Below are 13,764 nucleotides of genomic sequence, written 5' to 3'. Positions count from 1 at the left end.
GTTTATTTAATGACTCTAGAAATGATTACCTCTAAGGCATTTTTAGATTATATAAACATTCTTATTTAGATTTATACAATTCTAGCTCTTGCTTATTTCTGAGATAATATCATTTTTTAAAATTTGCTTTACTGGAATAATAACTGCAACGATGCTGATAATAATATTTAAAACAATCATACCTATATAGAGAGATGCATTTACTTCAAAGATTGGATTTATATATAAATATACGCGTTTTACCATAAAATAAATCATAAATTGTCCAATAATACTTCCAATTATCATTATAATACTTGCATATAATCCATATAAGAAACCTTCTCTCATCATCATAAGTAAAAACCTATTATCCGTAATACCCATAGCTCTTAAAATCCCAAATTCATGTCTTCTTGAAAAAACTAAGTAACCTACTGTATTGATAATATGAAATAGACTTATTGCTAGAAGTACAAATACAATACCATATATAAATAAAAGTTTTTGATTTAAATAGGTATTATTTTTTTCAATAGCTATGGTATAGTCTGTTACTATACATCTCTTTATATTATTTACAACACTTTTTATATTTTCAGACAACTCTACGCTATTACTTTCTTTTGTCTTTTTTATACTTACTGAATTGTAATTTTCAATATTAAAGTTATTCTTCATTTGTTCATTTGTCATAACTATATCCATACCATAGTCGCCAATAAAATACATGTTATTAGCCATTACACGTTTTACAGTAGCAGCAACTACAAATTCTTTTGTTACATAATCATCCTTATTTTCTTCTTTAAATTTAACAATTTCACCTGTTGGTTTCATTGTTTTTGGTACTTTAACCTTTATTGTATTTCCTGGTTTTATATCCACTGCATCATACATACCAGTCCCATCCATAGGTAATCTAACTATAACTTTATTATTTTTGACCATATCATCATGATTAATTTTTCCATCTATGACATAAGAATTTAGCCCTTCTAACATTCCATTGTTATATCCATATATATTGGTTTTTAAAAGGTATCCCCCTTCACTTTGTTTTGTACAAATACCATTAAAAAAATTCTTTATTCTATAATCTTTCTCAAGAGGTTTAAAGAAGTCTTTCCAAAATAATTGTTTTTCTTTAATTTGTATAGCTCCAAACAAATACTTTACTGGATAAACTCGTGATACTCCCTCAACCTCATTGAGTCTTGAAATTTTATCTTTAGGTATACCTATATCAAAATCGGTTGTTTGCATAGTTACTTGGTAGTCAGAATTTAAACCATCATCAGCTTTCATTGTAAGTTCATTATTATTTTTAGTAAGCTGTATAGAGTAACTGGAACATAGGAAAATAATCCCACCAAGTGACAATGAAAATAAAATACCCACAAACATTCCCTTTTTTTGAGTCATGTATTTATGAGATAGTACCTTTGTCATATTAGAATGTCTTACACTTTCTAAAGTCCTTTTTTGCTTATTAGTGACCTTAAAATTTTTCATGGATTCTATACTAGAATATTTATTTAATTGATGTACAACACGCACAGTGATTAAAATTAACAATAATAAAATAAATAAGAATCCCAAATAAATAGATTTTTCGCTTATAAAAAATGCTCCTGGAGTAATATCACTGCTCAAAAATATATGTGGAAATCGTTCATATATTGTAGATGCTACTCCAATACCCAATATACAACCTATAGGAAATCCAATAATAAAAAGTAAAAATAACTCTAAAAATAGTAAGAATAAGAGTTGTTTATTATTGGCACCTAATACTTCTAAAACTCCATATTGTGATATTCTCTGAAGTATTGAAACGTGGAAAATACTATATACTGCTGCTGCACCAAATACTCCAACAAGTAAGATAATTGCATTTGTATTTAGCTCTAGATTTTTTAAGAACTCAAATATATTATATTTTTCTATGCCTTTTGGAGGCTTTACTCCAAATTCAATTGATAAGTGCCAATTTACACGAGCGTTTTCTTTTGATATATTGAATTCTTTTATAAATTTAGAGTTTTGCTTATTTATACTTTTATTTTCATCATACTTTACATAAACTAAATAAGAATTATTTTCTTTAGGTTGTGAATAATCATTTACAAATCCTTGCATATCAGTTTTGGGATTTGTAAGATTTGATAAAATACCACATAATTTATAAGTTTTACCATCTAATTTAATTGTCGTTCCAATCTCTTTTTTTACATTTAAATTATTTAGTGAATATGTGTCAAAAGCTATCTCTCCATCTTTACTAGGAAGACTTCCTTGCAATAATTTTCTACCTGTCATATCTAGGTATGATGAATCTGCACTTAAAAATTCTATAATAAAAGGTTCATCTATATGAGATTTAGTATTTGTAACCCCAAGTTTATCTATAGTGTATTTTTTTGATTTTTTATTTTCTTTAATTTTTTTTAGTTGTTTCTCGTTTACTTTATAGTAAAAATGATAATCTCCTTTATCTTCCCTTATTTTTTCGATTGCACTTTTATTTGCACTATTAACTAGAGAACCAATTCCTGTCAAGAGTGCTACTGATAATACTATGCTTAAAAATATAGACATAGATTGTTTTTTGTAATGTTTAATATATTGAATTGCAAACTTTATCAAAGACATCATAGTACTCCACCACCATTATTTACTACAATTCCATCTTCAATATGTATAATTGAATCACATACTTGTGCTATATTTTCATTATGTGTTACCATCAGTATCGTTTGATGAAATTTTGCACTACTTTCTTTTAATAAACATACTACTTCCATTGTGGTTTTACTATCAAGATTTCCAGTTGGTTCATCTGCTAATATAAGTGCAGGTTTATTTGCTAAAGCTCTAGCAATTGCTACTCTTTGTTGCTGTCCACCAGAAAGCTCATTTGGAAACTTTAGACGCTTATCCCAAATCCCCAATGTATTCATCAACATTTCAATATATTCATGGTCTACATGATTTCCTCTATCTAATGTAACAGGAAGAGTTATATTATCATAAGTGTTCAGTACTGGTATTAAACTGTAGTTTTGAAATATAAACCCTATATTTCTTCTTCTAAATACTGTTAAATCTTTTTTTCCTATTTTAGATATATTCTTTCCTTTAATTATTACATCACCTGATGTTGGATTATCTAATCCACCTATAATGTTTAATAATGTGCTTTTGCCAGAACCAGAAGTTCCAACTATAGCAGTAAACGTAGCTCGTTCAATTTCTATGCTTACTCCATTTAAAGCTTTGACTTTAGTCTCATCTTTTCCATAGTGTTTTACTAAATTATTCGTCATTAATATACTCATTTAATTTCTCCTTTCAGTACAGGTATATGTTCTTATAAGATATTGTAAATGACAATAATTACACTCATCCTACAAAGTTAATTTAAACTCTTACAGTTTTGTAAGAAGATACTAAAACAACTTCCATTTCCTAACTTAGATTCTACTATAATATTCCCATTTTCTTTTTCTAAAATTAACCTTGCAAGATATAGACCAATCCCTGTTCCATTTTGATTTTCTACATTCTTGCTTCTATAAAACCTTTTAAAAATATCATTTAACTCTTTACTATCAATGCCTATTCCTTCATCTTTAATAATGATTTTAGTATACAATTCCATTTTTATTATAGAGACAGTAATTACACTATTTGATGGTGAGTATTTTATAGCATTTTCTAATACATTTACAATTGCTTCTATAGTCCATTTTTTATTATGGACTAGTTTTACATCTGAAAATGGTTCTAGATTTATCCTTATATTTTTAGCTTCTGCTTTATTAAAAACAGTACTAATACTTTGCAGAATAGTATCTTTTATTAATAGTTCATCTACCTCAAAATTAATGACTCCATCTTCTAATTTAGTCATCTTAAATAGAGATTGTAATAACCAATCAATCTTAAAGGTTTCATTTTTCATCTTTTGTAAAAACTCCTTTTTCTGTGATGTAGAAATATTCATATTCTCCAGAAGCTCGCAATAAATATTTATATTTGAAAGTGGAGTTTTTAATTGATGTGACATATTTGAGATTAAGCTTTTAATTGCTTCTTTTTCTAATTTTGACTGTTCTACTTCTATTTCTATCATATCTTTAACTTTTTTTACTTGGTGAGAAATTTTTGATAATCTTGTATCTTTAGTATCTGAATAAGTAACTTCTTTACCTTCCAATATTTGATTCAACATTAAACTCAATTCATCATATCTATTTTGATTTTTTTTAGTGATTATGATACATACAGCTACTATACATATCATAAAAGCTAATACCAACATCTTATTCTACCTCGTTCCATAGATACCCCATTCCATAAGCTGTTTTTATATATTTTGGATTAGAGGGATTATCTTCTACTTTTATTCTAAGTCTTCTTATATTTACAGATACAATATTCTCATCAACATAATTTTCTTCACTATCCCAAATATGATGCAAAATTTGTTCCTTTAATAATATCTGACCTTTATTTTCAATTAGGTAACTTAGAAGCTTATATTCTACAGAGCTAAGTTCTAAACATTCTTCATTTTTATATACTCTAAGTAAGCTTTGGTCCAATTTTATTCCATTAGAATATATTACTTTATTATTTAATTTTTTTCTTATTGCTACTTTAACCCTTGCCTTTAATACAGATAAAGAGAATGGTTTTGTAATGTAATCATCAAGTCCTATTTCTAATCCTTTTACCTCGTCAATTTCTGAGTCTCTTGCAGTAAGCATTATAATTGGTGTATCTGACTTTTCTCTTATTAACTTACACACATCAAATCCATTTCCATCTGGGAGATTACAGTCCAAAATTATAAGGTCTATATTTTTATTATTAAATACATGCAATCCTTCTTGTACTGTGTAAGCCTTAAATACATTAAATCCATCACTTTCAAACGCATAAAAAAGGCCTTCGTTTAAGTTTATATCATCCTCAATAATTAATAAGTTCAATTTTACACTCCTTTAAATTTTAATTATTTTTGTCTTGTTATAGTTTTAATATACATTGATTTCACTAAAAAGACTGTAATTAAATTTGTTTTTCAAATCTAGTTACAGTCTTATATCTTGTACTTACTCTTCATTCTTAGAATATGCCTCATAAAACATTTTGATTGAATCTAAATTATCGTCAGTTATAATAGGTACACCACTTGCACTTAAAAATTCAGATAAAAATTCAATACGCCTGAAATATTTTTCTGTACTATCTCTAAATAATATTGGGTCTAGCCAAATATTAATTAAAATTATGAATACTTCAGATACTTCATCTGGATAATCTGTTTTAAAAATACCTTCTTCTATGCCTTGCTTTATTAGACAAGATAATAAAGGAGTTATTTCAATAGTAGATGCTCGTATATTCTTTATAAAAAAAGTTGGCTTTTTTTGACTGCACATATAATCAATCAATTTTTTTCTTATTTCTGAACTAGATATATATAAAATAAATTCAGATATTTTTTCTCTAACAGTTAACTTAGGATTGTTTAATAATGACTTTAGATTTTCAACTTCTACTCTTAAACTATTTAATACTATCTCTTCAAATAGCATTTCCTTGTCTTTAAAATGATAATACACAGCCTCTTTAGATATATCAAGAGTATCAACGATTTGTTGCATAGTTACATCATCATAATCTTGCTCTTCAAATATTTTCCATGCGACTTCTAGTATCTGATTTTTTATTTTATCAGAGTATTTATTTCTTGACATATAAATTCACTTCTTTCTTTATTAGTTTATACTAATCATTAGTACATTAATTATAATAAGATTCTTTACAATATGTCAACACACTCCATTTAAAGACAACAAAACGTATTTGCTCCTAATTTTTTTAATATTAATATAATTTCCTTATAAAAATATTATAATTAATTATGTAGTTATACATTTCTCAATTTAACTACACTTAAATTGAAAATACAACGTTGTTCTTATATAATTAAATTATACAACAATAATGATATATTTTTTAAGTATATTTTTACTAGGGGGAATAGAGATGAAAAGGGTTGATGAAAGAAATACTATGTTTGCAAGGGCAAATTATAAAAAGGATAGTACTGCTTATAATGACTATTATAAGCAAAATCCTGAGAAAAAAGAAATTGATGATAGTATAAGAAGCAGACCAAACTTATGTAGCGAAGGAACAATGACTTACAACAAAGTAAACTCTCCAATGGCAAGTAGTGCATTTGACTTTTTATCTGATATAAAGTCCTTATGTGAAGGAAACGTTTCTGACACAAAAGTAGATGTAGATGCAAAATCAATGACAAAAAAAATAAAAGGTTTTGCAAAGCAATATGGTGCTTCTGTAGTTGGTATAACTAAATTAAAAGACTATCATATTTATACAAATAGGGGAAGACATGAAGAAAATTATGGAGAAGAAGTTAATCTGACTCACAAGTATGCTATTGTATTTGGATGTGAAATGGATAAAGAAATGATAAATAGAGCACCAATGATATGTGAAGTTATAGAAACATCAAAGTGTTATGTAGATGCTTCTATTGTTGGAATGATTTTAAGTTACTACATAAGAAACTTAGGATATGATGCCAGAAATCATATGGATGCTAACTATTTAGTAATGCCTGTTTTTATAGCTCGTGATGCTGGTCTGGGCGATATAGGAAGAAATGCTATTCTTACAAATAAAGATTATGGTTCTAGACTTAGATTAGGTGTTGTTACTACAGATATTCCACTTTTAGAAGATGAATATGTTGATTTTGGATTAGAAGATTTTTGCAAGGTCTGTAAAAAATGTTCTTTTAACTGTCCTTCTCACTCACTTTCTAATGATATTAAGATTAGTGATGATGGAAAGTATAATTGGGTAATTGAACATGAAACATGTTATATTAAATGGAGATATTTAGGTACAGATTGTGGTATGTGTATATCTGCTTGCCCATTCAGCCAAAATCTTGAAACTATAAAAAATACCACTTCTTTTAAGGGTAATAATGAACTTATTGAAAAAGCTTTAGATGAGTATACTTCAAAATTTGGTAAAAGAATATTTGTACCTGGCAACCCTTCTTGGTTAAAATAGTTCTACTTAGTCAAGAGTCTGTCCTATGATGAATTATAGGACAGATTTTTTATTAAATACATAGATTATGAAGGATTTTTTCTTGATTATAACAATTCAGCAATATTTTAAATTTATAATTGACCTTATAAAACTTATGAAATGTCAAACATAAAAGGAGTATATATATGGAAAAGATATTGGTTGTGGAAGATGATACTATATTAAATAAAACTCTGTCATATAACCTAACAGAAGATGGATATTTGATTACTTCAAAATTTACAGCTATTTCTGCATTAAAGTCTATTATGGAGTATAAATTCGACTTAATCATTTTAGATGTTAATTTACCAGATAAGAGTGGATTTGAATTATGTAAAGAAATTAAGATGAATTGTGATATACCAATAATTTTTTTAACAGCTAATGATATGGAATACGATATGATTAAAGGTTATGAGCTTGGAGCTTTAGATTATATAACAAAACCCTTTAATATAAATGTATTTAAGCAGAAAGTAAAAGCTCTTTTAAATCATATTACAATAAAAACAAAACAAGATTGCTATGATGATGGATATCTTGAAATTAACTTTTCTGAGCTATCAGCCAACATAAATGGAAATCAAATTATATTTACTCCATTAGAATTTCGTACATTGAAGCTATTTACTGAAAATCCTAAAAACATATTAACAAGAAAAATACTTTTAGAAAAACTCTGGGATATAGATGCTAACTTTGTAGATGAACATACTTTAACATCTGTTATAAGTAGAATTAGAAGTAAGATTGAAAAGGATGATTTTCAATATATTAAAACAGTATATGGTATGGGGTATATGTGGTTGGGTGAAAGAAATGAAATTTAAAAAATTTTCTTTTAGCTCTATTTATTTAACAATTGCCATTGGTCTAATTTTTACAGCCCTTCTATTTAGTATAGCAATTTATGTAATAACTGATGATATAAAACTAGTTGTCTTATTATTAATATATACAGTAATACTTTGTGGATTTATGGCCCTAATAGTATTTTTACTTCATAAAAAAATAACTCTGTTTTGTTCTGAAATATGTCATACTTTAGATAGTATGATGAATAGTGAAGACAATATTGAAATTGCATTAGAAAAAGAAACTATTTTATCACGTATCAATCATAGATTAGTTAGAATGTATGAAGTTATTCAAGAAAATCGTCATAATGTTGCTATGGAAAAAGCTAACTTACAAGAATTAGTTTCTGATATATCTCACCAAATTAAAACTCCTATTGCAAATTTAAAGATGATTAATACTACTCTACTTAATCAAAAATTTAAAACAGAAATTCAAAATGAGTTTTTGATGGATATGGAAGGTCAATTAGATAAATTAGATTTTTTGATGCAGTCTATGGTGAAAACATCTAGATTAGAAACAGGTATAATTACACTATCTAAAAAGAGAAATTTAATTTATGAAACAATTGCTATAGCACTTAGTGGAATTTTATTTGATGCTGAAAAAAAGAACATTGAAGTTACAGTCGATTGTGACCCTAATTTATATATAGTTCATGATAAAAAATGGACTTCTGAAGCTATTTTTAATATATTGGATAATGCAGTAAAATACACGAATGCTAATGGGAAAATACATGTATCTACAGAATGTTGGGTTATGTACACCAAAATAGATATCACTGATAATGGAAAAGGAATATCAGAAAGTCATCAAGCAGAAATATTTAAAAGATTCTATCGTGAGGAAGATGTACATGATATAGATGGTATTGGAATAGGTCTATATCTTTCAAGAAAAATTATATCTCTTCAAGGTGGATATATTAAAGTTACATCAGATATTGGAAAAGGGGCTACATTTTCTATATTCTTACCAAATAAATAGCTCTTTAAATATTTTATTTGTGATAATTCTGCAACATTTTGATTTTATACTGTTCTTATAATATATTAAGGAGGTTTTATGATGAGTATTTTACAAGTAATTGATTTGAAGAAATATTATGGTGAAAATTCAAATATTACAAAAGCTCTCGATGGTGTAAGTTTATCTATTGAGAAAGGTGAGTTTATCTCTATTGTAGGTACATCTGGAAGTGGTAAATCAACATTATTAAATATGATGGGAGGATTAGATAATCCTACATCTGGAAAGGTTGTTATAAGAGATAAAGAATTATCAAATATGACTGACGAACAACTTACAATTTTTAGACGTAGAAACATAGGTTTTATATTTCAAAATTATAATCTTGTTCCTTTGCTTAATGTATATGAGAATATTATTTTACCAATAGGATTAGATGGAGAGACCATAGATAAAGATTTTATACATGAAATTATAAGTATGCTTTCTCTAGAAGAAAAACTATATGATATACCAAGCAATCTTTCTGGAGGACAACAACAACGTGTTGCTATAGCTAGGGCACTTGTAACAAAACCTGCTATTATACTAGCAGATGAACCAACAGGTAATCTTGATAGTAAAACAAGTACAGATGTGTTAGCTTTACTGAAAATGACAAGTGAAAAATTCAATCAAACAATTGTAATGATTACTCACAATAATGAAATTGCTCAACTAACTGATAGAATTATTCGCATTGAAGATGGAAAAATTGATAATTAGGAGGTGTAATATATGTTTAAAAATAACAATCGTGCTTTTATAAGAAAAATAGCTTTAAATGATTTGAAAATTAATAAACTCAAAACATCTCTTTCAGGTATTATTATAATGATTTCTACATGTTTACTGTTAACAGTAGCCTTAGTTTCATATAATGGTTCTGTAGATTTAGTTAATTCATCTCCATATCATGCTATATATAAGTCTGTAAATGAAAAATCAAAAAACATATTATATCGAGATAAAAATTTTAGTGATGTAGGAACATACAAGTTAATTGGCAGTAACAAGAAGACAGATTATATGATGTCAACTATTTATGCAGATAATATAGCAATCAAACTTATGAATTTTCAACCAATGGAAGGTACTATGCCTACAAATAAAAATGAGATTGCTATTTCAGAAAAATACTTACAGCAACTTTCTTTAAATAAAGACATTGGAGACAGTATTAAATTAACTTATCGTGATAATATGACGAATAAAGAAATACAAAGAGATTTTGTTATTGTTGGCCTTTTAGAAAATTATTATCAAGATAATGCTAAACAATATTATACAGTTGTTTCAAATGACTATTTTAAGAACACAATTTCTACATCTTTACAAAACAAAAGTAGCAATTTTGATGATACAAGACCTAACGATGTAGATGTATTAGTAAAATTGTCAGAAGAAAATACAAAGAAAGATTCAGCTTCAATTAAGGCACAATTAAAAGATATTGGCTTTTCTTTAGGGATTAAAAAACATAATATATACTTAAATGATAAATATATTGAATCAAATTTAATCGATAGTGAACAGGTTATTACAGTTTTGGCAGTTGGAATAGTTATTCTTTTTTCTAGTATTTTTGTTATATACAGTATTTTTTATGTTTCAGTTGTTAATTCGGTTCATGTGTATGCTAAGTTGAAATCTTTAGGAATGACTTCTTTTCAGTTAAAAAAGATTATTTCTCTACAAGGAAATTTTTTATCGATTGTTTTTATTCCATTAGGTATCATTATATCGTGTATAATTGCTTACATAATTCAACCATTGGCATGGCAGATAATAGATGATTCATTTATAATCTTAATTTTATCACTAGTAATGTACTTAACTGTTAGAATTTCTCTACATAAACCTGCTAGAATTATTTCCAAAATATCTGCTATTGAAGGTATGCAATACACAGAAATTAAATTTAGAAAAAAAATAAAAAACTTTAATTATATAAATATTAAAAATTTAGCCTTAAAAAATATTGAGTCAAATAAAAAGAAGAACTTAATTGCATTAATCTCACTAAGTATTAGTGGAATTTTATTTATTTCAATTGCTAATCTTGCTAATTCGATAAATTTTAAGAAACAGTTGTCGCAACAATTTGTATATAACGAAAATTACCTTGTTAGCATTAAGAGTGATAATTTATATGAACGCATTACACAAATTCAACAAAACAACCCATTAACAGATTCCCTTAAAAATGAGATTGAATCTATTCATGGAGTAAAAAAAGTAATTGAATCTAAATCAATTAAAGGTAGTCTTATAGAACCTTCTATCAAAGATAAAGATGAAAAACAATTTACTACTTTAATTAAAGGTCTTACACCTGAACTTTTAAAATCATTTGAAGAATATATTGTAAGTGGAAAATCAGATTATAAAAAACTTAACTCAGATGATTTAATTGTAAATAAGTATAGAGCAAAATCCTATGGATTAGATTTAAAACTTGGAGATACAGTTACATTTGATATTTTTAGTGGAAATAATATTATTAAAAAACAAATGAAAATTAAAGGAATTATTGATAATTCTAATACAGGTAGTATGTTTTTTGCTTTGGATAAAACCTTAGAATCTCTAACTCCATATAATACAAACTTAGATTTTTCTATTTTGGTAGATAAAAAATATTCTAAAGAAGTTGAAGAAAAGTTGCTAAGTATCATTCAGGAACATTCTAGTTTAATGCTTTATTCATATGAGGATGATTATAAAATGATTACTAGAGCATTTAAGTATATAGTTGTAACTTCATACATTTTTGTTGGTTTAATTTCTTGTTTTGGTATACTAAATATGACCAATATTCTAATAAATAGTGTTTTAATCAGAAAAAGAGAATTTGCTTTACTTCAAGCTGTTGGAATGACAAAAAAGCAACTTCGAAATATGCTTTACAGAGAAGGTTTAAATATAAGTATTAAAGCTATATGTATTTCAAGTTTATTAGGTTATTTGGGTTCAAGTTTACTTTGTACTTTTATAAAAGATGTAGTTAGAGTAGATTTTATTAATTTTAACTTTTCTATATTTACTATTTTAATTTTTTCTTTTGTATTAATTGGAATACAAGTTTTAACAACTGAATTACTTGTAAGAAATATAGAAAAAAAATCACTTACAGAACGCTTACGCTCTCAATAAAAAATAGGAGTTACAATTAATCTATCAGTAGATAATTGCAACTCCTATTTTAACTTTAAATACTTTTCTTTTTTTCTAATATTTCATATACACAATCTTCTGTTGAGTTACTATCTTTTTCTCTTCTCTTTTTAGAATCGATTAAAACAAAATACAGTATAAATCCTACAACAAGTCCCCATGTTCCACCTTTAGCAGCAATCACACCTCCCATAAGCCCAATTAATCCCTTCTCTACACCAGTATTACATAGTTCCATTGACAACTTTGTACATAAATAACCTTGAACTAAGAGTGTCACTGAAAGTGCTAATGGTATAAGAGGAGTAGCAATCTGAGCAACTGGATAAAAACATATGAAAATAGCTGAAACCCACACTAATGTACCCATACCACTAAAAATGGACTGCATTGCTTCCTTTCCAACCTTATATCTTTGAGCAACACTTCCAGTAAGTGTCGCAGCTAATGGACCACACATTGGTATATATGGAGAAATAACTGCCATAACAATATTTCTTATACCACTTATAATATTAGACCTATTTGAATTGAAATCTATATATTCATCTTTTCTGTTTTCACTTTCAGAAAGTACTAAATTTTCACCTGTTATAAAATCACCAAATGCAATTATATATATCATAAAAGCCATTGGTAACCCTTGTATAAATAACATCATGTTTGGAAAACCTATTCCAAGAGGAGATACTGTATTTATTAAATTTTTTAAGTCTACTATGTAAATTATTTTATCAAAACTCAAACTAGGAATTCCTATTTCTTTGCTAAATATACCTACAATTAAACTCACTAAAATAGCTGATACTACTCCATATTCTCCTAAATGAAATAGAAATTTATTTTTAACTTTTAAAGTGTCAAATCTTTCAGAAAACATTACAAAACAGGCAACCAAAATTCCTACTGTTATAGCTATTGGATAAGAATCAAATCTACCTTTAGGACTAAATTCTGATATTACAGTAGAGATACCAACACCCATTAATATCCCACCTTTAATAGAATTTGGTATTTTACTAACTAACTTTCCAGCTACTCCAGTTATTCCCATCAAAATAAATATGATTCCTAAATCTATTTGTAAAGCTGTTAATGCTTGTATTCTTTCAATGCCCATGCTAAACTTTAACAAATATGCAGTTGTAAGAGTTATAGAAGCCGTAATCCAACCAGGTACAACTGGGTCTCCCATAAAAACATGTAAGCAGTATAATATGGAGTTGATTATAGCCATACTCCATGCTACTTCATAAGGTAATCCCAAAATTTGTGTACTAAGACCAATAGTTCCTAAACTTGTCATACTTGATATTATTCCTTGAATAGCTTCTGGTTTCTCAAACCTGTAATGTATAAATGGAATTCGTATCTTGAACAATCCAAATTTTATATGAGGTTGCTCTATTCTAGTGAGTCTTTCCATAATTTCACTCCACCTTTCGATAACTCTTATAAATTTACAACCTTATAATTGTTTATAAATTATCAATGTCGTTAAAACTAGTATATAACATGCAAATTGCATAAACAATAAATTAAATTTATAAAATTGATAGATTTTGTGCATATATGGAAAGACAT

11 protein-coding genes are annotated in these 13,764 nt (G+C 26.8%); 5 read left to right on the top strand and 6 right to left on the bottom strand.

What is annotated here, in order from left to right:
- Window positions 1-81: 81 nt before the first annotated feature.
- The 5 genes from Q3287_RS06710 to Q3287_RS06690 all read right to left on the bottom strand — a co-directional run bounded on the left by Q3287_RS06710 (window position 82) and on the right by Q3287_RS06690 (window position 5,750).
- The gene (locus Q3287_RS06710) at window positions 82-2,637 is read right to left on the bottom strand and encodes an FtsX-like permease family protein (protein ID WP_407963733.1); all 2,556 of its coding nucleotides are present in this window, start codon (window positions 2,635-2,637) and stop codon (window positions 82-84) included.
- Window positions 2,634-3,320, bottom strand: coding sequence for an ABC transporter ATP-binding protein (locus Q3287_RS06705; RefSeq protein WP_054276758.1), 687 nt, complete (start codon window positions 3,318-3,320; stop codon window positions 2,634-2,636). The genes Q3287_RS06710 and Q3287_RS06705 overlap by 4 nt, the downstream gene beginning before the upstream one ends.
- A 77-nt stretch (window positions 3,321-3,397) precedes the next feature.
- The gene (locus Q3287_RS06700) at window positions 3,398-4,306 is read right to left on the bottom strand and encodes a sensor histidine kinase (RefSeq protein WP_407963732.1); all 909 of its coding nucleotides are present in this window, start codon (window positions 4,304-4,306) and stop codon (window positions 3,398-3,400) included.
- Between the two features lies 1 nt (window position 4,307).
- Window positions 4,308-4,979 carry a response regulator transcription factor gene (locus Q3287_RS06695; RefSeq protein WP_407963731.1) on the bottom strand — a complete coding sequence of 224 codons (672 nt, stop codon included), beginning with the start codon at window positions 4,977-4,979 and terminating at the stop codon, window positions 4,308-4,310.
- A gap of 123 nt (window positions 4,980-5,102) precedes the next feature.
- A complete protein-coding gene (locus Q3287_RS06690) occupies window positions 5,103-5,750 on the bottom strand; it encodes a TetR/AcrR family transcriptional regulator (protein WP_167640349.1) in 648 nt (215 codons plus the stop codon).
- Between the two features lie 292 nt (window positions 5,751-6,042).
- On the opposite strand from Q3287_RS06690, the gene Q3287_RS06685 reads away from it, so the two are divergent.
- The 5 genes from Q3287_RS06685 (at window position 6,043) to Q3287_RS06665 (ending at window position 12,159) form a co-directional block, all read left to right on the top strand.
- Window positions 6,043-7,107 (top strand): 4Fe-4S dicluster domain-containing protein, encoded by a 1,065-nt coding sequence (locus Q3287_RS06685; protein WP_054270388.1) that lies wholly within the window; start codon window positions 6,043-6,045, stop codon window positions 7,105-7,107.
- Window positions 7,108-7,274: 167 nt separating this feature from the next.
- Window positions 7,275-7,961: a response regulator transcription factor gene (locus Q3287_RS06680; RefSeq protein WP_407963730.1), complete on the top strand. Its 687-nt coding sequence runs from the start codon at window positions 7,275-7,277 to the stop codon at window positions 7,959-7,961.
- Complete coding sequence (locus tag Q3287_RS06675) at window positions 7,951-8,982, top strand: sensor histidine kinase (RefSeq protein ID WP_407963729.1); 1,032 nt, start codon at window positions 7,951-7,953, stop codon at window positions 8,980-8,982. The genes Q3287_RS06680 and Q3287_RS06675 overlap by 11 nt, the downstream gene beginning before the upstream one ends.
- Before the next feature lie 81 nt (window positions 8,983-9,063).
- Window positions 9,064-9,729 carry an ABC transporter ATP-binding protein gene (locus Q3287_RS06670; protein ID WP_074178191.1) on the top strand — a complete coding sequence of 222 codons (666 nt, stop codon included), beginning with the start codon at window positions 9,064-9,066 and terminating at the stop codon, window positions 9,727-9,729.
- 12 nt (window positions 9,730-9,741) lie between these two features.
- Window positions 9,742-12,159 carry an ABC transporter permease gene (locus tag Q3287_RS06665; protein WP_407963728.1) on the top strand — a complete coding sequence of 806 codons (2,418 nt, stop codon included), beginning with the start codon at window positions 9,742-9,744 and terminating at the stop codon, window positions 12,157-12,159.
- Between the two features lie 55 nt (window positions 12,160-12,214).
- Here Q3287_RS06665 and Q3287_RS06660 read toward each other — a convergent pair whose 3' ends face one another.
- Window positions 12,215-13,606, bottom strand: coding sequence for a hypothetical protein (locus Q3287_RS06660; RefSeq protein ID WP_407963727.1), 1,392 nt, complete (start codon window positions 13,604-13,606; stop codon window positions 12,215-12,217).
- Window positions 13,607-13,764: the final 158 nt, after the last annotated feature.

This window comes from Clostridioides sp. GD02404 (genome assembly GCF_045898275.1).
Lineage (GTDB): Bacteria > Bacillota > Clostridia > Peptostreptococcales > Peptostreptococcaceae > Clostridioides > Clostridioides difficile_A.
This window is presented reverse-complemented; position numbering and strand designations above follow the sequence as displayed.

What these genes read in the sequence shown, in the direction of transcription:
- Q3287_RS06665 (WP_407963728.1), top strand. Translation starts at nt 9,742, where the DNA reads ATGTTTAAAAATAACAATCGTGCTTTTATAAGAAAAATAGCTTTAAAT.
- Q3287_RS06660 (WP_407963727.1), bottom strand. Translation starts at nt 13,606, where the DNA reads ATGGAAAGACTCACTAGAATAGAGCAACCTCATATAAAATTTGGATTG.
- Q3287_RS06685 (WP_054270388.1), top strand. Translation starts at nt 6,043, where the DNA reads ATGAAAAGGGTTGATGAAAGAAATACTATGTTTGCAAGGGCAAATTAT.
- Q3287_RS06700 (WP_407963732.1), bottom strand. Translation starts at nt 4,306, where the DNA reads ATGTTGGTATTAGCTTTTATGATATGTATAGTAGCTGTATGTATCATA.
- Q3287_RS06680 (WP_407963730.1), top strand. Translation starts at nt 7,275, where the DNA reads ATGGAAAAGATATTGGTTGTGGAAGATGATACTATATTAAATAAAACT.
- Q3287_RS06710 (WP_407963733.1), bottom strand. Translation starts at nt 2,637, where the DNA reads ATGATGTCTTTGATAAAGTTTGCAATTCAATATATTAAACATTACAAA.
- Q3287_RS06690 (WP_167640349.1), bottom strand. Translation starts at nt 5,750, where the DNA reads ATGTCAAGAAATAAATACTCTGATAAAATAAAAAATCAGATACTAGAA.
- Q3287_RS06675 (WP_407963729.1), top strand. Translation starts at nt 7,951, where the DNA reads ATGAAATTTAAAAAATTTTCTTTTAGCTCTATTTATTTAACAATTGCC.
- Q3287_RS06705 (WP_054276758.1), bottom strand. Translation starts at nt 3,320, where the DNA reads ATGAGTATATTAATGACGAATAATTTAGTAAAACACTATGGAAAAGAT.
- Q3287_RS06670 (WP_074178191.1), top strand. Translation starts at nt 9,064, where the DNA reads ATGAGTATTTTACAAGTAATTGATTTGAAGAAATATTATGGTGAAAAT.